This is a genomic window from Pseudomonas sp. B1(2018) (assembly GCF_003097365.1).
Taxonomy (GTDB): Bacteria; Pseudomonadota; Gammaproteobacteria; order Pseudomonadales; family Pseudomonadaceae; genus Aquipseudomonas; species Aquipseudomonas laurylsulfatiphila.
This window is the reverse complement of the sequence record NZ_PYUK01000028.1, coordinates 17111-36178: the sequence shown is the minus strand read 5'-3', so window position 1 is coordinate 36178 and position 19068 is coordinate 17111. Positions and strand designations below refer to the sequence as shown.

The following is a 19068-nucleotide window of genomic DNA, read 5'->3' as shown; positions in this document are numbered from 1 at the left end:
TCAATCTCCGAGGTCATCGAGGCTGTCGACATAGCGCAGGCCCTTTTCCGCGAGCCGTTGGCGCATGTTGTAGATGTCCAGCCCCAACTCGCCCCTGGCCAGGCGCAAGGCCTTCTGCTCCTCCAGGTCGGCGCGGGCACGACTGGCTTCGACAACCTGCGCGACCTCGCCCCGACGCACGATGACCACGCCATCGTCATCGGCGACCACCACGTCGCCCGGGTTGATCAATTGACCGCCGCACACCAGCGGCAGGTTGACCGAACCGAGGGTCTCCTTGATGGTGCCCTGGGCACTGATGGCACGGGACCAGACCGGGAAGCCCATCTCGCGCAAGGTATGGGTGTCACGCACCCCGGCATCGATCACCAGGGCACGCACGCCGTGGGCCTTGAGCGAAGTGGCAAGCAGGTCCCCAAAGTAGCCGTCGGTGCACGGCGAGCTGGGGGCAACCAGCAGAATATCCCCGGGGCGGCACTGCTCCACCGCCACATGGAACATCCAGTTATCGCCCGGTGCAACCAGCACCGTGACGGCCGAGCCGCTGACGACCGTCCCTCGTTGAATCGGGGTAATCGAAGACGCCAGCAGGCCTTTTCGCCCCTGGGACTCGTGGATGGTCGCGACGCCGAAGCGCCCCAGTTCATCGACCAGGGCCTGCTCGGCCCTGGGGATGTTGCGCACGACAACACCGGTTTTCCCGATCAGTTCGCTCATGCCAGATTCTCCGTCACGCGGGGGAAGAGGCTCTGGTAGCCCTCGCCATAAACGATGTCGCGGCTGGAGGTGATGCCAACGTTGCGCTTGGCCTGAACACCGCGTTGCAGGGCGACGCGAGTGTAGTACTCCCAGAGGTGTTCCTGACCGGCCATGCACTGGATGGCGGCGTACTTCTTGTCCCAGACCGAAGTGATGTCCAGCAACACATCGGGGCGCCATTCGCATTGCTCGGGCTGGTGCGGCTCGAAGCTGTAGACCGGTGGCGCACCGACAATTTTCTCCCCCGGCCTGTAGCCTTCGGCCTGGGCGATGATGCGGGCCTCTTGCGTCAGGTTCATGGCCAGCGGGTGATCGTAGTTGTAAGGGTCTTTCACCGAATGGCTGAGGACGAACTCGGGCTGGACGCGACGAAACACATCCGCCAGGCGAAACAGGGTGTCCTTGTCGGCGCGCATCGGGTAATCGCCGATGTCGAAGAACTCAACGCTGGCCCCCAGGATGTCGGCCGCAGCCTGGGCCTCTTCACGCCGTGCGGTTTTGACTTTCTCTTCGCTCATCTGGCCCTTGCGCCACAGCTTGGCGGACTCACCGCGCTCGCCGAAGGACAGGCAGACGATGTGCACGGCATAGCCCTGTTGCGCATGCAGCGCGATGGCACCGCCCGCGCGCCAGACGAAATCGGCAGAATGGGCGCTGACGACCAGCGCGTTTTTCGGTGAATCGATCATTGCGGATACTCCTCCTGCGTTTGCAACGAGCATCGCATCGCGACCCGCCACAGGAGTAATGCGTTGAAGTGTTGCAGGTATGCGTTTTTTTTATTGCCACTCGATCAAGGCAGCGGCATAGTCCAACCGGAATGACCCTTTGCAGAGCCCACGCACCATGGAAGCCACAGAACTGCCCAGCCTGATGCACGTCCGCGCCTTCGTCCGGGTGGCCGATCACGGGAGTGTTTCCAGGGCCTCTGTGGCGCTGTTTCGCGCTCAGTCAGTAGTGACCCGGTCGATTTCCGAGCTGGAGGCGCGGCTCGACGTGCCACTGTTCGAACGCCACGCCAACGGTATGCGCCTGACCGATTTTGGTGAGCGCTTGCTGCCGCGGGCACGTCGTGTGCTGGCGGAGCTGGACAGCGTGCCGAGGTTGCTGGGTGGCGGGGACAAACGAGCGGTCGAGCCGCTGTACCTGTTCCAGGCCCGGCGCCTGCAAGTGTTCGTCAAACTCTGCGAAACCCGGCACATGCAGACCGTTGCCAGCCTGCTTGGCCTGAGTCAGCCGGCCATCAGCTCGACCATCAAGGTGATGGAAAGCGGTTGCGGCCAACCGCTGTTCGAGCGCACGCCTCGCGGCTTGCAACCCACCCGCGCCAGCCACGAAATCCTCTTTGCGATCCGCCGGGCGCTGAACGAATTGCGCCACATCGAGACCGATATCACCGCTCTGCACGGCACCTTGCAAGGCGTGGTGCATGTCGGCGCCCTGCCCTTGGGCCGCACCCGGATATTGCCCGAAGCCATGGTACGCATGATGGCCGAACACCCGGGCATCCAGGTGATCACCAACGAAAGTCCGTTTGATCTGCTGGCCACAGAGCTGCGTGCCGGTGACGTCGATTTCGTCTTTGGTGCACTGCGCCCGGAGGCCTACGCCAGCGACCTGGTGGGCGAAGCACTGCTCACGGAAGACATGGTGGTATTGGCGCGGCACGGTCACCCGCTCTGTTCGACAGCCGTGGCGCACGATGAACTGGGCGCCGCCCGATGGGTGCTGCCTCGCGCCGGCTCGCCGGCCCGACAAATGCTCGATGAGTGTTTCGCCCGGTTCGGCATTGCGCCGCCCCGGCCTGTTGTAGAAAGCGGCGACATGGCGATCATTCGCGGCCTGTTGTTGCGTTCGGACATGCTCGCCGCCGTGTCCGCCCATCAACTGGAACAGGAGATCGCCTCGGGCGAGTTGTGCATCCTGCCCCTGCAACTGAACCAGACCACCCGGGCTATCGGTCTGACTTATCGCAATGGCTGCCTGCACTCCCCGGTGGCCCAGGCCCTAATGGACATGATTCGCCGGGTGATCCGCGAGCAGGCAGCGCAGGAATAAGGTAACGGCTTAAAAAAAGATCGCAGCCTGCGGCAGCTCCTACAGGGATATGTGAATATTGGTAGGAGCTGCCGATGGCTGCGATCTTTTGATTTTACAGCAGGCTGATCGGATAGCTGACGATCACCCGGTTCTCATCGAACTCATTGGTGCTGAAGCTCTTGCGAATACTCGAGTTGCGCCATTTGACGTTGAGGCTTTTAAGCGGACCGCTCTGCACCGTGTAGGCCAGTTCTGACTCACGCCCCCACTCCTTGCCGTCGGTGATCGCGCCGGTGTGCACGTTATCGCCGCTGATGTAGCGGTTCATCAGGGTCAGGCCGGGGACGCCGAGGGCGACAAAGTTGTAGTCGTGACGCACCTGCCAGGATTTTTCCCGGGCGTTGTCGTAGCTGCTGTTGTAGCTGTCGTTGGCCAGTGTGCCGCCGCTGGTGCCATTGACCCGCATCCAGGCATCATCACCCGTGAGTTTTTGCAGGCCGACGTAGAACGTGCTGCCGCCATGCCGGGCCGATAGCAGCGCCGAGACGGTACGGTTGTCCAGGTCGCCGGCACGGGCACTGCCATCTTCACTGCCCCAGAAGTAGCCGAGGTTGGCGCCCAGCGTCCAGTCACCCATGGGCTGACTGTGGACCAGTTGCAGGTATTGCTGCTGATAGATGTCCTTGAGCTCGGCGTTCCACAGCCCGATCATCGTGCGTTTGTCGTTGAAGCTATATTCGCCGCCGACGAAGTTGAAGCGATCAGAGGTGAACGCGGTTTTGCCCTGCATGAACATGTCTTCCATGCTCGCATCGTTGCGTGGACTGTTCTGCCGGAACTGTCCGCCGTACAGGGTCAGGCCGTCGATATCCTGCGAAGTGACCTGGCCACCACGAAAGGTTTGCGGCAACGAACGACCGTCGTCGGAACGCAGGATCGGCAACACCGGCATCCACTCCCCGACCTTCAGTTCGGTCTTGCTCACTTTCATTTTCCCGGCCACCGCAAGGCGACCGAAATCATCGGCGGGACGCCCATCGCCATGGATCGGCAACAGCTGAGTGCCGCCGGTACCCTTGCCGCCATCGAGCTTGACCGAGTAGAGCCCCAGCGCATCCACCCCGAAGCCCACCGGGCCTTGGGTAAAGCCGGAGCGGACGTCGAGAATGAAATTCTGGGTCCACTCTTCGGCCTTGCCTTGCGGGTAGGCCGGGTTGGTGAAGTTGCGGTTGATGTAGAAGTTGCGCAGGTTCAGGTTGGCGCTGGCATCTTCGACGAAGCCTGCAGCGGACGCTTGCAGCGGGAGTCCACAGACAACAGCCAGGGAACAGACGAATCGGTGATCAACGGTGATTTTCATTGTTATTGTTTTCCGATTTTCGGGTAATGAAATGCCCTGCGCCCGCCATAACCGGGCACAGCAGGATCAAGAAGAAAAAGAATGGATAGCGGCCCGGGACGAGCCGCTGCACTAACCGCTAGAAATCAGCGTGGGCCTTTGCCCGCCACCGAGTAGAGCACCTGCTGGTTCCGGGTTTTCATGAAGGCTTCCAGGCTCTGTCCACGCATGGCGGCATAGACCTGCAAGTTGGGAATCCCGAGTACCGCCGCGAGTTTCTCCAGCACGAAGAAGATTGCCCCGTACTGGATCAGCCCGCGCCAGTCACGGCGGCGCAACAGATCCCGCTCTTCGTCGCTCAGGCCCCCTTCGTCGAACAACGCTTCCGGCGCCTCGAGAAAACGCTGGCGCCATTGCGGCTCGATCATGCGATGCAGGAACTTGTTCAGGCGATACCCCTTGGCGCTGCGCTCCAGGGTGAATGGATAGGTGCCCTCGAGTTTTTCGATGCCGGCCAACTGGTGCTGCATATGCTGCAGGTGGCGTGCATTGACCTCGGCAGGCACCGCACGGTCCTGGTTTTCCAGCAACAGGGTCGCAATACCGGTCATGGATGGCAGGTAATAGTCCTGATGCAGATTTTTCACCGTGGCCGACAATGCACCACGCATGATCAGCCAGGTGATCACCTCCGAGCCTTCCATCCCGCCCAGAGTGGCATATTCGGCGTGGGTCATCTCGGTCAGGCGCTGCGGGTCGTTGACCAGCAAATCGATGAACTGCTCATCCCACTGCGGGTTGTTGAAACCGCAACGCTCGCCATGCACCTGATGGGACACGCCGCCGGTTGCGACAATGGCTACCTTCAGGTCTTCGGGATAGCTTTCAATCGCCCGACGCAGGGCCTGGCCCAACTTGTAGCAGCGCAATGCACTGGGGATCGGGAACTGCAACACCCCCACCTGCAGCGGCACGATTTGCACCGGCCACGCCGGATCACAGGGCAACAGCGCCGACATCGGCGAGAAGAACCCATGGTCCAGCGGCTTGTCGCGGAAGAAGCTCATGTCGAACTCATCGGCCATCAGGCTTTGCCCAATGTGCCGCGACAGCGCCGCATGCCCGCCCACTGCGGGCAGCGAGCGCGGATTGCCGCCTTCGTCGGCGACCTCGTAACGCTCATCGACACCGAGGGAGAACGCGCCATAGTGGTCGAAGAAGAACGACGTCACATGGTCGTTGAAGATGTAGAACAGCACGTCCGGCTGTTGCTCCTTCAACCACACTTTGATCGGTTCGAAGCCTGCGAAAATCGGCGCCCAGGCCGCTTCATTCTGTTTATCGTGATCGACAGCGAAGCCGATGGTAGGTGTATGGGAGACAGCGAGGCCACCGATGATGCGTGCCATGATGAGTTCCTGTGTTCGAAAAAGTTTATTGCGCCAGCAGCGCCCGGCTGACCCGGCGCCGTGCAAGACCGTTGGCCAGGATCGCCAGGGCGGCGATGAAGGCCGGCACGCTCAACAGTGCGAACAGCAACGGCAGGCCCAACCCGAGACTGAGCACCGCACCACCGATGAGAGAGCCAAAGATACCGCCGAAACGACCGATGCCGAGCATCCAGCTCACGCCTGTGGCACGGAAATCCGTCGGGTAGTAACCCGGGGCAAACGCGTTGAGGCCCGTCTGCGCGCCGCTCATGCAGAAACCGGCGGCAATCACGCCAAGCGCCAGCAGGCTCGACTCCAGGCTGAAGGCCCCCAGCAGCAGGATAAACACACCACCTAGTGCATAGGAGGTGGCGATCACGCCGTTCGGATTGCGTCGGTCCATGATCCAGCCCACCACGATCGCCCCGACCGTACCGCCGATCTGGAACAGGCCGGTGATGGTGGCAGCGCGCTCGATGGACAGACCGCCTTCGCGCAACAGGGTCGGCATCCAGCCCATGGTCAGGTAGATCACCAGCAGGCCCATGAAATAGGTCAACCACAGCGCCAGGGTGCCGGCCCGATAACGTTCGGTGAACAGCATGCGCACCGGCGCCTTGTGCTGGGCCTGGGGTTCGGCGAGGGTGAAATTCGTGGTTGGCGAAAATTTGCCCCCAAGCTTGTTCAGTACTTTGGCGATCTGGGCAGCCGGCGCATTGCGCGCTGCCAGGAATCGCGCGGACTCGGGCAGCAACAGCCAGAGGAAAGGCAGCAGCACCATTGGCAGAATGCCACCGGCGAGCAACACCGATTTCCAGCCGTACAGGGGAATCAGCCAGGCTGCCAACAAGCCACCCAGCCCCGACCCCATGTTGAACCCGGTAAACATGATGGTGATGAACAGCGAACGATTGCGCTCCGGCAGGTATTCGGCAAGCAGCGTGGTGGTGTTGGGCATCGCGGCGCCCAGGGCCACACCGGTCAATAGCCGCAAGGCCGCCAGCTCATAGGGGTTATGCGCAAACGCACACGCCAGGCTCAGTACACTGAACCCTGTCACCGCCAACAGCAGCACTTTCTTGCGCCCCACACGATCAGCGTAAGGGCCGGCGGTCAGGGCGCCGATGGCGAGCCCGATCATCCCGGCACTCATGACCGGGCCAAATGCCGCTTTGGACAACCCCCACTCCTGAATCAGTGAAGGCGCAATAAAACCCATGACCGCCACATCCAGCCCATCGAATAGAACAATGAAGAAGCACAGGCTCATGATGAGCCACTGGTACCCGGCAACCGGTCGGTTGTCGATCCACGCCTTGATGTCGACCGCTTCGTGACTCATGTTTTCACCTTCTTATTTTTGTAGAGATAGCGAACGGCCTGGAGATCGCTGCAGGCCAGAGGCTGCCCGACAGCCGAACGCTGGGCGTGACTTTAAAGCCGCAGTCGTCTGCGCCGCCTCTGGGAAATCCTTAAACGGGTATCTGTTTTTCTTATCGGAGGATTTGCAGCGCCCAGGAGCCCAGTCACATGGAAATGCCCATAACAAAAACCGATACCTGCTTAACGACTTCACAGAGGACGCTTGGGAAGCGCTTGTTCTAAGGTCGACGCAACTGCCTTGACGGCGGTTGCAGTGATGGACGCTCTGTAGCTGCACACACTAAAAACAAGGGTTTGAACATGACCACACATCTCGATGACACGGGCTTGTCCCGCCGCTCGCTGCTCAAGAAAAGCTCCGTCGTGCTCAGCGCCAGCGCCGCGCTTGGCATGCCGGTCCTGAGCCAGGCCTCCCGCAACAGCACCATGCAGCGCGCAGTCAATGAAGGCACCGATCAATCGCCAGGTACGGTTATGGACTCCCAACTACTCAGTCTGCTGTCGCAACCCAAGATCGATTGCCACCATCATGTGATCGACCCTGTCCAATACCCTTATCCGGCTGACTCTACCTACCAGCCGGCAGGCCCTGAGATCGGCCCCGCGGCGTATTACGAACAGGTCATGCAGGCCTATGGGATACGCCATTCAGTGATCGTGCAGCCGACCTCTGCCTATGGCTACGACAACCGTTGTCTCCTGGACACGCTGGCTCGCAACAAGGGCCGTCATAAAGGTGTGGTCGTGGTGCCGAACGACATCTCCAGCGAGACGCTCGCGCAGTACAAGGCGCAGGGTGTCGTCGGTGTGGCGCTCAATGCTGCGCTGCTGGGTCCTGAGCGCTTTCTGAAGATCGACACCCTGATGGGACGCCTGGCCGATCTGGACCTGTATGCCCAGATCCAGGTCAAGGACGATCAGTTGCTTGCGCTGTTGCCGCTGCTGCAGCGCACGCGATCCCGGCTGCTGATCGACCACTCCGGCCGACCCGATGCCAGCGCCGGCTTGCAGCAGCCGGCTTTCCAGGCATTGCTGTCGCTGGCCGGCAACGGACGGACCTTCGTCAAACTCTCCGGGCTGTCGCAATACTCCAGGGAGAGTTACCCCTTTGCCGATGCCAAGCCATACCAACTGGCACTGCTGCAGGCGTTCACTGCCGAAAACTGTATGTGGGGCACGGATTGGCCGTTCTTGCGCGCACACCAAAACATGGAGTTGGGCACCGTCCTGACAAACTTCGGCGAGATGTTCCCGAATGCAAGCGACCGCCACCAGATACTGTGGGAGACCCCAAAACGCCTGTTCGGCTTTAGTGCCTGACCCGCAAGGTCTCGGATAAATCAGACTGATGCCGCAATAGCCCGCAGCGCATGGACGAGGCGGCTGATCCAGCCATCCACGAAACCTAAGTATGGTTGCGCGATACCCATGGACGATGGTGCGGGCTATTGCCTGGGAATAGGGTTTGCGGACCGGTACTTCGGCCTCAATGCGAAAAGCCTTGCGCACTTCGCGAGACCGGCCGTACCGGTCCTCATTCGCCGCAACAGCGGTACCCAGACGAGAGCATTCACCATGACCGACGAAACCAAAGGAACCACCCGCCGCGCCCTGATGAACGCCGGCGTGGCGGCTGCCGCGCTGGCAGTGGCCGTGCCTGCCCTGGCGGGTCAATCGAGCACAGTCCAAACGCCATCGAGTGGCGGTTCACGCCGCCGGGATCAGGGCTCGGGATACTTCACGCTCAAGGACGGCACACGTCTTTTCTACAAGGACTGGGGCACCGGCCAACCCATCGTGTTCCATCACGGCTGGCCGCTGTCCGGCGACGACTGGGATAACCAGATGCTGTTCTTCCTCGGCAAGGGCTATCGAGTGATCGCCCACGACCGACGTGGTCATGGCCGCTCCAGCCAGTCCGCCGTGGGCAATGATATGGACACCTATGCCGCCGATTTTGCGGAACTGGCAACCCACCTCGACCTCAAGGGCGCCGTGCACATCGGCCACTCCACCGGTGGCGGCGAAGCGGCCCGCTACGTCGCGCGCCATGGCGGCGGTGGTCGTGTCGCCAAGGCGGTACTGATCGGTGCCGTGCCGCCCATCATGCTGCGCACGGACAAGAACCCGGGCGGCCTGCCGCTGAAAGTGTTCGACGGCTTCCGCGAGGCGCTTGCGGCGAGCCGCGCGAAGTTCTACCGGGACGTGGCCGCCGGCCCCTTCTACGGCTTCAACCGGCCGGATGCCAAGGTATCCGAAGCGGTGATCGACAACTGGTGGCGCCAGGGCATGGATGGCGGCGCCAAGGCGCAATACGACTGCATCAAGGCCTTTTCGGAAACCGACTTCACCGAGGATCTGAAGATGATTGAGGTGCCAACCCTGGTCCTGCATGGTGAAGACGATCAGATCGTCCCCATCGACGACTCGGCGCGGCTGACCATCAAGCTGCTCAAGCACGGAACGCTGAAAACCTACCCGGGCCTGCCCCATGGCATGTGCACCACCCATGCCGACATCATCAATGCGGACCTGCTGGCGTTCATCCAGGGCTGATGGATCGACCGTGGTAACGCAGAGCAGTTGCAGGCGAAAAGATCCGGAGGCTGCTGCTCCGGACCTTTTCCCCCGAATCGCTTCACTCAAGCTCAAGCGCCGCGCCCGTTGCGGGATGCGCCGGCAGTGTGAACTGCACCAGCGCACCTCGCGGCAGGTTCGCGTTGGCCCACAGGCGACCGCCATGGGTATCGATGATCGAGCGGCAGATCGACAAGCCCATGCCCAGGCCGGTGGCCTTGGTGGTGTAGAACGGCGCGAAGACCCGCTCGGCGCTTTCTGCGGCGAACCCTGGCCCGCTGTCGCCGACCGTCACCCGCATCCCGTCCGGCTCGTGCCCGGTGCTGATGAGCAGGTGACGCTCCCCATCGGGCACGCCGCCCATGGCCTCGAGGGCGTTGATGATCAGGTTGAGCAGCACCTGCTGCAGCTCCACCCGGTCTGCATTCACCTGCGGCAAACCGTCGGCGAGCCGAGTACGCACCACAGCGCCATGCTTGACGGCTTCGCCGCGGGTGAACTCGACCATCTCGCGCACCGCCGCGTTGACGTCCACCGGCTGCTTCTGCGGTGGCGTCTTGCGGATCAGCTCACGAATGCGCCCCAGCACATCCGCTGCACGATTGGCATCCTTGATGATGCGCCCCAGCCCCTGGCTCACCTCGCCCAGTTCCGGCGGTTGCGCGTCCAGCCAGCGCAAGGCCGCGTTGGCATTGGTCACCGTGGCGGCGATCGGCTGGTTCACTTCGTGGGCGATGGACGCCGCCAGTTGCCCCATGGTGGCTACACGGTTGGCATGAGCCAGTTCCGTCTGCACCTCGCGGTAGCGCCGCTCGCCATCGCGGACCTGCTCCTCGGCCTGTTTGCGTTCGGTGAGGTCGAGCACGAAGGCCACCCCTTCCTGCACGCTGGCCTCGAAGGCAGCCAAACCGACGATCACCGGCAGGCGACAGCCGTCCTTGCGGATGTACTCCTTTTCGAAGGGTCGTGCACGGCCGGTGCGCACGGCCGTGGCGAGGGCCTCTTCACTTTCCGCGCGCCGCTCCGGCGGGGTCATGTCGTGCCAGCGTACACGCCCGGAAACCAGGTCGTCGCGCTCGTAGCCAACCATGCGCAGGAAGGCATCGTTGGCCTCGATGATCTCGCCATTGGTACTCCAGACGATAATGCCGATGATATTGGCGTCCACCAGTCGGCGGATCTTCGCCTCGCGTTCGGCCACATCGCGGTACAGGCGCGCGTTCTCCAGCGAGATCGCCGCCTGCGACGCCAGCAGCCGCAAAACGGCGATTCGCGCCGGACTGAACGCGCCGGCCACGAGGTTGTTCTCCAGGTAGAGCGCGCCGGTGAGCTTGGCCTGATTCATCAGCGGCAGGCACAGGATCGACCGCGCCCCGCGCTGGTGGATGTAGGGGTCGGCGGCGAACGCGGGGTCGGTCGAGGCATCCTCCAGGCACAGGTTCTCCCCGGTTCGCAGCACCTGGTAGAGCACCGACTCCGCGAGCGCGGCCGCGCTTACCGGCCCATCGCGCAGCTGTGTGGTGCCATTACCAGTGTCGGCTTCGGCCGCGATGCGCGGTTCGCCGGCCTCGGCGAGAATGAGCAAGCCACGCTCCGCGCCGGCCTGCTCGATGGCCGTGCGCATGACCATGTCGATCAACTTTTCGAGGACGATCTCTCCCGAGGCCGCCTGGGAAACCTTGAGCACCGTGGCCAGGTCCAGGTGTTCCACCGGAGTAGCGATGGTAGTGGTCGGGCCGGGGGCCGGCTCCTCGTTGCGCAAGTGCCGGTGGCGTCCCTCCAACTGCCGGACCTTGCCGTCGGCGCCCCAGCGCAGGTAGCCATAGCGAGCATCCTGCAGGTACAGCCGGGCGATCTTGCCGAGGCCGCGCGCGCCGTAGAAGCGCGCCGCGAGCTCGTTGGCCAGCGCTTCCAGATGGACGAAGCCGCTATCCTGCGCCAACTGAATGGACTGCTCATAAAGCATTTGCGCCTCGATCAGACGCCCCTCGATGCGTGCGATTTCGGCGCCCACCAGTGCAACCCGGCAAGCGAAGGTTTCCGCGCACTGCTGCGCCCAGACTTGCAGCAGGCTATGGTGCTCCGCCAACGCCTGCAGTTGCGCAGCCGGCTCCCCGGAGGAGTCGGGATCAAAACGGGCGGCCAGGGTCAGTGCCGCGTAGAAGTGGTACTCGGCTTCCTCGAAGAATGACGAAGCGATCCACATCAGCGCCTTGGCCTGCGCCGCGCAGTCTGCCGCCACCGCGTAGTCACCGGCCAGGTAGCGTGCCTGCAGTTTGCGCACCCAGTACTTGCACGCTGCCAGCGCCAGGTCCGGCGTGCTGCCCAGGTGCGCCTCGAAACGCGCTTCATCGAACTGGCCATCGTCGAAGCAGCCAAACACCGGAGTCTGTCCCCGCAGCATGCGGATCAACGCCAGCTGGGTGCTGATGAAGTCGATGACCAGACCGAAGTGCACCTTCTGCGCGTAGGCCAGGCCGTGCTCGGCTTCGCCCTGTACTTCCTGCAGCGGTTCGCCGATGAACAGGAGGTCGGAGATCAGGCCATTGCCGGCATAGGCGCCATAAGGCAGGTCGCCGACCCGATTGGCCGCGACGAAGGCGCGATGCAGCAATTCCCGGCACTCGCGCACCGGTCTCATCCAGCGCGCAACGAACATCGAGAAACACAGGTAGGTGCTCGCCTCAAATCGTGTCAGGCCACGCCGGTCGACCAATTCGCAGCCCAGACGGCCGAATCGGTAGCCCGCCTGATAGTCGCCGAAGCGCCGACCGGCCACCCGCCCGACGTTGGCATAAAGCACGCAGGAAGCGTCGCAGTTGCCGCGCTCCAGACTCAGGCTGACCGCCTTGCAAATGGTCAGGCAGGCCAGGTTGGCGTCGGTCTGCAGAGCCGGTGCAAAAAGCTTGCTCAAGGCGTCGAGGGTGACCAGCGAGGCCGCGTCCTCCATCAGCGGCAGATCGATGAGCTGCTCGATGCTGCGCTCGCCCAGCTGTATCCAGATCTGCTCGTACTCGCGGCGCACCTCCTCGTCGTCCGGATGGAATGACCAATCGATACCGACCTGGCGCAAATACGCCAGGCACACCCCTACCGCACGGTCACTGCGATCGAGCAGCAGGCAGACGTCCATTTGCAGGCAGGCCACCGCCGCGCGATGTACCGTGGTCGTAGCGCGCTCCGCCAACGCGGTGAGGCGCTCGTCGGCCAGCGCCAGTTGACCGGTCAGGAACTCGCACTCCGCGCGATTGAGCTCCAGGGCGAAGCGCAGTTCGTGGCGGCGCTCCCAGCCATCCTCGTCGAGCAACTCAGCGCCGGCTCCCAGATATGCCAGCGCCGAGGCATAGGCAGTGGAAGCCTTGGCGCGCTGACCGGCCAGCAGGTTGAACTCGGCCAGTTGCTCACGCTCACCGCGCGCGTTCATCAGACTGGCGCCACGGTTCAGTTGGCCGACGATCTCGAAGATGGCTTCCTTGCGCCGTTCCGTTGGCGTCTGCGCGGCCAGGATCCGGCCGATCCGCAAGTGCGCCTCAGCCCGGGAAGTGTCAGCGATCAGCGAATAGGCGGCTTCATGGATTCGGTCGTGGACGAACGCACAGGCACCCTCCAGTTGCACGACCAACTCCTGGCGCACCGCCGCCCACAGCACCGCATGGACCCGAACCGGCGTCAGGTCCAGCACGGTAGCCAGGGTGTCGATTTGCGCCACGCTGCCCAGGCACGCCAGCTGCTGAAGCGCCTGCCGGGTCTCCGCTGGCAAGCGCGCGAGCTTGCCGACCATGAGATCGACGACGTTGTCGGTGTACCCCTTGGCGTGTATGCGCTCCGGTTCCCAGCGCCACCGGCGCACCGTATGGTCGTAGCTCAGCAGCTCCTCCTCAGCCAGGGCCTGAAGAAACTGGATGACGAAGAACGGGTTGCCAGCAGTCTTGTCCTGCACCAGCCGGGCCAGGGCCACGATGCCGGGTGGAGGGCAACGCAGCGCCTCGGCGATCAGCTGTTCAATGTGCGCCCGGGCCAGCGGTAGCAACCTGATCTCATCGACGCGCACGCCGGCATGGCGAATGGACTGGAGCTTGCGGGTCAGCGGATGGCTGGCATCCACCTCGTTGTCCCGGTAAGCGCCCACCAGCATCAGGTGGCGCAGTTCCGAATGGGTCAGCAGGTCTTCGAGCAGGTCGAGGGTCGCCGCGTCCAGCCATTGCAGGTCATCGAGGAACAGCGCCAGGGGGTGATCCGCGCGAGCGAAAACACCGATGAATCGGCGAAACACCAGCATGAAACGCCGCTGCGCCTGTTGCGGTTCCAACTCCGGCACCGGCGCCGGCTCGCCGATGATCAGCTTCAGCTCCGGAATCAGGTCGGTCATCAGCCGGGCGTTGGGGTCCAGCGCTTCCAGCAACGTGCTGCGCCAGTCAGCCAGCACCTCGTCGCTCTTGCCCAGCAGCGTGCGGACCAGGCCCTGGAAGGCCTGCACCAGGGTCGAGTAGGGGATGTCGCGTTTGTACTGGTCGAACTTGCCGGACGCGAACAGCCCGCGTGGCGGCACCAGTACCTTGTGCAGTTCGTTGACCACCGAGGACTTGCCGATTCCGGAGTACCCGGACACCAACACCAACTCCGGAGCGCTGCTATTGACGATGCGCGAGAAGGCCTCGACCAGGATTTGCACCTCGCGCTCGCGACCGTAGAGTTTCTCGGGGACCAGCAACCTGTCGGTCGCGCCCTGCTCGTCCAGGGAAAATGCTTCGATGCGCCCATCGCGCTGCCACTCGTCCACGCACCGGCGAAGGTCGTGCTCGACCCCGGCGGCACTCTGGTAACGCTCTTCGGCAGTCTTGGCCAACAGTTTCATGACGACTTGCGACAGCATGAGCGGCACACCGGACACCCGCTCGCAGGGTGGCAGCGGCTTGCGCGCGATGTGACAGTGCACCCACTCCATCGGGTCATTGGCGCTGAACGGCAGGACGCCAGTGAGCATCTGGTAGAGCGTGATGCCAAAGGCGTAGAGATCGCTGCGCGAATCGATGGAGCGATTCATCCGCCCGGTCTGCTCGGGCGCCATATACGCCAGGGTGCCGGCGATGGTCTCCGGTGGCTCGGGTGCCTGTCGTTCGCGTGGCAACCGGGAAGTCAGGCCGAAACCGGTCAGCCGTGTCTGGCCGTCGCGACAATTGACCAGGATGTGGTTGGGCTTGAGATCCTTGTGCACCAGGCCACGCTGGTGCAAGTGGCGCAGCGCTTCGGCAATGCTGATGGCCAGGCGCAGACAGGGCTCTACCTCCAGAGGGCTCAGCAACAGGTGCGACAGTGGTTCGCCGCCAGGGTCGTCGAGCAGCAGGCGCGTCTGCCCGCCTTCGCGCGTCAGCGCCAGTGGCCGCAGGGCCCAGGTGCTGTCCAGGTCATCCTTGAGGCTGTACTCGTGAGCCAGTCGGTCGAGGGTCGCGGGCAGCGGTTGTTCAGCGGACGGCTGCACCCGCAACTCACTGTCACCGCCCTGCCCCAAGCGCTGAACGCGGGAGAACACCCGCTCGCCATCGTCCCACAAGATCTGCTGTCTGCTCGCCATCGGCACGGGCACCGTTCATGAAGTTTCTGGTGCCGCTCGGAAGGGTGGCCTGCGGCGTGTTTGGCTATTGGGCGCGCGCCCCGCTCAGGTTGCCCGGCGCGCAGGTTCGACGCCCAGCGTTTCGGCCATGCGCACGAGGTCGGCAACAGAACGCGCGCCCAGCTTCTTCATCACCTGGCCGCGGTGGACCTTCACGGTCACTTCGCTCAGGTTGAGCTCCGCCGCGATCTGCTTGTTCATCAACCCCGCCACCACGAAGCGCAAGACCTCGCGCTCTCTTTGAGTCAGCGCCTTGAAGGAGGTGTGCAGGGCCGCGCCTGACTGCTCGGCGAGCAGGCGTTCGCTGTCACGGGCCAGGGCACTGGCGACGGCGTCAAGCATGTCCTGATCACGGAACGGTTTGGCCAGGAAGTCCACCGCGCCGGCCTTCATGGCCTTGACCGTCATGGCGATGTCGCCATGGCCGGTCATGAACACGATGGGAATGCGAACGCCGCTCTTCTCCATCTGCTCCTGGAATGCCAGGCCGCTTTCGCCGCGCAGGCGCACATCGAGGATCAGGCAACCGGGCACGTCGCGTTTGGCAAAAGTGAGGAAATCCTGAGAGGATTCGAAGGTCTGGACCTGCAGACCGATCGAGCGCAACAACCCATCGAGCGCAAGACGCATGGACTCATCGTCATCGACCACATAGACCACCGGTTCCTTGGGACCCCGCGGGCTTTGCGGCGGGTTGGGATTCGACCACGAAGTCATCTTGCCTCCTTAGCGGGACCGCATCATGGGCGGTGTGCAGGTCAAAAAAGATAGTCCATGATGACACCCGCAGCAATTCGCCAGCCAAACGGTCATCCGCAACCGGGGCGGTGTTTTCGGGAGTCGGCGTCAACACGCGCACGGTGGCGCAATGACTTGAGCTGCGAGCAAAGCTACCACGCCGATGCAAGCCGGCGTTAGGCCAGAAACCCCTGAAAAACGGCCAGCCGCGTGTGCTTGAAAACTCCCCTTGCAGGCCCTGGCTCAGCCGCCATTCGAACAGGCAGGATTCCATGACGAACGCCCCCACCCTGCACCACTCGACACACCACCAGTCCTGGACGAGCCAGCGTGAAGTGGTGTTCGTCGCCTACCCGCAGATGGGCCTGCTCGATCTCAGTGGCGCACAGACAGTGTTCTGGGCAGCCAGCAAGGCGCTCTCCCAGCGCGGGTTGCCCGGCTACCGGCTGCGCACGGCGAGTCTCGATGGCGGCCTGGTGAACACCGTCGAGGGGCTGGCGGTGGACACCTGTGCGCTTGGCGAGCTCGATCTCGCAGCCATCGATACCCTCGTCGTTCCCGGTGCTCCCGATATCTGCCAGACCCTGGACAGCCACGTCGAGCTGGTGGCGTGGCTACATCGCGAAGCGCCCACCGCACGCCGCGTGGCCTCGGTCTGCAGCGGCGCCTTCCTGCTGGCCAAGGCCGGCCTGCTCGACGGCTGCCGCGCCGCCACCCATTGGGCCATGTGCGACGCGCTGCAACAGCGCTTCCCCGCCCTGGAGGTGGACGCCGACGCGATCTTCATCCAGCAGGGCGCGGTATGGACCTCGGCGGGCGTGACCGCCGGCATCGATCTGGCACTGGCCCTGGTGGAGGCGGACTGCGGCCGCGAGGTCAGCATGCAGGCGGCCCGCGAGCTGGTGGTCTACCTCAAGCGTCCGGGTGGACAGGCGCAATACAGCACACTGTTGCAGATGCAGGCGCAGGACAGTTCGGTATTCGACGAATTGCACCTGTGGCTGGCCGAGAACCTGGACGACCCGAAGCTGACCGTGGAGCGCCTGGCGAAACAGGCGAAGATGAGCCTGCGTAACTTCTCCCGGGTCTACAAGCGGCATACCGGGCGCCCGCCTGCCAAGGCCATCGAGCTGTTCCGCCTGGAGGCGGCGAAGCGTCTGTTGGAGACCTCGCCGCGCAACATCGAGCAGATCGCCCGCGCCTGCGGATTCGCCGACGAGGAAAGACTGCGCACCACCTTCCAGCGTCACCTGACGATTTCGCCGCGCGAGTACCGCAGCCGGTTTACCCGTGAAAGCTGAAGCCCCGCCCTCAGGCCACGGCCAGCACCACCGGGCGCTCCGGCTGCTGCGCCAGATAGCGCGCGAAGCAGGCGCGCAACCAGCGCTCGCGCGGGTCCGCATGGCTGGCGCCACGCCAGGCCATGGACAGGTCCGGGCTCGACAGGGGCAGCGGCGCGTAATCGACACGCAGCCCTTCCAGGCGGACCATCGCCTGGGCCACATAGTCAGGCACGATAGCCAGCAGGTCACTGCTGTCCAGCAGTGCGGGCAAAACGCTGAACTGGGGGACCGTCAGAACCACACGGCGCTGACGACCATGGCGAGCCAGGGCGCGGTCGACATCGTCGGTCACATGTCCCTGCGTGGAGACCACCACATGCGGGCGCCGGCAGAACTCCTCCAGCGTTACGGGCCCAACCGCCGAGTCGGCACGCAGCAACATCGACTGCATGGGTCGCAAACGGCGGCAACGGGAGCTCGCCGGCAGGTCCCCGGTCAGGCTAATGCCCACGGAGATGTCCCCGCTGACCAGCAACTGCGGCAACTGCCACTGATCCACCCGATGGACCACCAGCGTGACGTTGGGCGCCTCGATGCGCAGGTGTTTCATCAATCCTGGCAGCAGCGCGTACTCGACATCGTCGGAGAGCCCGACATGGAAAGATGCTTCGCTGGTGCCCGGATCAAACGCCTGGCTGCAACTCAGGGCAAGGGCAATACCTTCGAGCGCAGGTGCAAGTCGTGCGTGGATTTCCTCGGCTCGGGCCGTGGGCTCCATCACCCGCCCGGTGCGGATGAACAGCGGATCATCGAACATGGAACGAAGCCGCCCCAATGCGCTGCTGATGGTGGTCTGACCCAGGAACAGGCGTTCGCCCGCCCGGGTGACGTTGCGCTCACGCATCATGGTTTCGAAGACAACCAGCAAATTGATGTCGGCATGCCGCAGATCGTTTCTGTTCATTTGAACACCCGCCTGGTGAAGTTGGATTCGAACAGCGCCTCGTCGCAACCGAATATGTGTTCGGGGTCTGCGATGTGATTGCAGCGTATTCAGGCAAGCCGGGCGAGTCTTTAGTACATGAGGCCAATGAAAGCATCCCTTGTATGCTCGAACTTATACTTGCGTATTCTCCTCTCGAACTTTGCGCGACAGTTCTCCCGAGCACCCGACTTCCAGTCAGGATTTCCACACTCAAGTCTTGTTCATTTATACCTAGGTATACTTTTCCGACTCAGGCGACGGCGTATCTTGCAAGTACGGCAGGCGCCGCCACGAGTGCCCCACATGATGCAACAGACTGAAATCCGCAACAGGGCTGTCATTGCAGTCGTCGACGACGACGAATCCATTCGCACTGCCCTGGAAGGCCTTCTACGTGCCTCTGGCTACCAGGCGCGCACCTACGACGGGGCCCGCGAGTTCCTCGACTCCGACGGTCCGGCGAACGCCCACTGTCTGATCTCCGACATCCAGATGCCCGGCATGTGTGGCGTTGAGCTATATGAGGCATTGCGCGCCCGCGGCCTGCACATCCCGGTGATCTTCATCACCGCCTACCCGGGCGAGAATCCGCGCATCACTTCGGGCATGCCCGGGGTGATCGCCTGCCTGCCCAAACCGTTCGCAGCCGAACAGTTACTGGCTTGTGTCGAAGCCGCCTTGCGACAAGTGCACTGAATACCCTGGCCAGATTCCTGACCGATACCTTCGTATAACTTTCTTCAACGGATGCGTAATTCCCGCACACCGATGGAGAAGTGCACCCCGAAGTTCGCTCCCATAGCATGAATCCACAGCGGACGACTGGAAACAGAACAACACCGCTTGTCTTTCGTGGCAGCCATTCATTGTCACGTCGAGCTTGAGGCCACTGCTTCAAGTTTCATTCATTCGAGTCAGGAGCA

At 63.1% G+C, this 19068-nt stretch carries 13 protein-coding genes; 5 read left to right on the top strand and 8 right to left on the bottom strand.

Annotated features, from left to right (window positions below; genetic code table 11):
• A complete protein-coding gene (locus C9422_RS29750; protein ID WP_116583106.1) occupies positions 1-717 on the bottom strand; it encodes a 4-carboxy-4-hydroxy-2-oxoadipate aldolase/oxaloacetate decarboxylase in 717 nt (238 codons plus the stop codon).
• The gene (gene galB / locus C9422_RS29745; protein WP_116583105.1) at positions 714-1448 is read right to left on the bottom strand and encodes a 4-oxalmesaconate hydratase; all 735 of its coding nucleotides are present in this window, start codon (positions 1446-1448) and stop codon (positions 714-716) included. Before galB ends, C9422_RS29750 begins: the two co-directional genes overlap by 4 nt.
• Before the next feature lie 157 nt (positions 1449-1605).
• On the opposite strand from galB, the gene C9422_RS29740 reads away from it, so the two are divergent.
• The gene (locus tag C9422_RS29740; RefSeq protein ID WP_116583104.1) at positions 1606-2817 is read left to right on the top strand and encodes a LysR family transcriptional regulator; all 1212 of its coding nucleotides are present in this window, start codon (positions 1606-1608) and stop codon (positions 2815-2817) included.
• A 94-nt stretch (positions 2818-2911) separates the two neighbouring features.
• On the opposite strand, the gene C9422_RS29735 is transcribed toward C9422_RS29740, so the two are convergent.
• The 3 genes from C9422_RS29735 to C9422_RS29725 all read right to left on the bottom strand — a co-directional run bounded on the left by C9422_RS29735 (position 2912) and on the right by C9422_RS29725 (position 6910).
• Positions 2912-4159 (bottom strand): OprD family porin, encoded by a 1248-nt coding sequence (locus C9422_RS29735; RefSeq protein WP_116583103.1) that lies wholly within the window; start codon positions 4157-4159, stop codon positions 2912-2914.
• 125 nt (positions 4160-4284) lie between these two features.
• Complete coding sequence (locus C9422_RS29730) at positions 4285-5547, bottom strand: gallate dioxygenase (protein WP_116583102.1); 1263 nt, start codon at positions 5545-5547, stop codon at positions 4285-4287.
• A 25-nt stretch (positions 5548-5572) separates the two neighbouring features.
• Positions 5573-6910 carry an aromatic acid/H+ symport family MFS transporter gene (locus tag C9422_RS29725; RefSeq protein WP_116583101.1) on the bottom strand — a complete coding sequence of 446 codons (1338 nt, stop codon included), beginning with the start codon at positions 6908-6910 and terminating at the stop codon, positions 5573-5575.
• A 341-nt stretch (positions 6911-7251) separates the two neighbouring features.
• On the opposite strand from C9422_RS29725, the gene C9422_RS29720 reads away from it, so the two are divergent.
• On the top strand, positions 7252-8271 hold the full coding sequence (locus tag C9422_RS29720) for an amidohydrolase (protein ID WP_218279157.1): 1020 nt from the start codon (positions 7252-7254) through the stop codon (positions 8269-8271).
• A 255-nt stretch (positions 8272-8526) separates the two neighbouring features.
• On the top strand, positions 8527-9507 hold the full coding sequence (locus C9422_RS29715) for an alpha/beta fold hydrolase (protein WP_116583100.1): 981 nt from the start codon (positions 8527-8529) through the stop codon (positions 9505-9507).
• Positions 9508-9589: 82 nt separating this feature from the next.
• On the opposite strand, the gene C9422_RS29710 is transcribed toward C9422_RS29715, so the two are convergent.
• Positions 9590-15100, bottom strand: a complete 5511-nt coding sequence (locus C9422_RS29710; protein WP_116583099.1) for an ATP-binding sensor histidine kinase — start codon at positions 15098-15100, stop codon at positions 9590-9592.
• 84 nt (positions 15101-15184) lie between these two features.
• Positions 15185-15856 (bottom strand): response regulator transcription factor, encoded by a 672-nt coding sequence (locus C9422_RS29705; protein WP_116583098.1) that lies wholly within the window; start codon positions 15854-15856, stop codon positions 15185-15187.
• A 293-nt stretch (positions 15857-16149) separates the two neighbouring features.
• Here C9422_RS29705 and C9422_RS29700 point away from each other — a divergent pair, with 293 nt between their 5' ends.
• A complete protein-coding gene (locus tag C9422_RS29700; RefSeq protein WP_256590044.1) occupies positions 16150-17178 on the top strand; it encodes a GlxA family transcriptional regulator in 1029 nt (342 codons plus the stop codon).
• Between the two features lie 10 nt (positions 17179-17188).
• Here the strand turns inward: C9422_RS29700 and C9422_RS29695 are convergent, their stop codons facing one another.
• Complete coding sequence (locus tag C9422_RS29695; protein ID WP_116583097.1) at positions 17189-18124, bottom strand: LysR family transcriptional regulator; 936 nt, start codon at positions 18122-18124, stop codon at positions 17189-17191.
• A 324-nt stretch (positions 18125-18448) separates the two neighbouring features.
• On the opposite strand from C9422_RS29695, the gene C9422_RS29690 reads away from it, so the two are divergent.
• The gene (locus tag C9422_RS29690) at positions 18449-18841 is read left to right on the top strand and encodes a response regulator transcription factor (RefSeq protein ID WP_116583096.1); all 393 of its coding nucleotides are present in this window, start codon (positions 18449-18451) and stop codon (positions 18839-18841) included.
• The last annotated feature ends 227 nt before the right edge of the window (positions 18842-19068 follow it).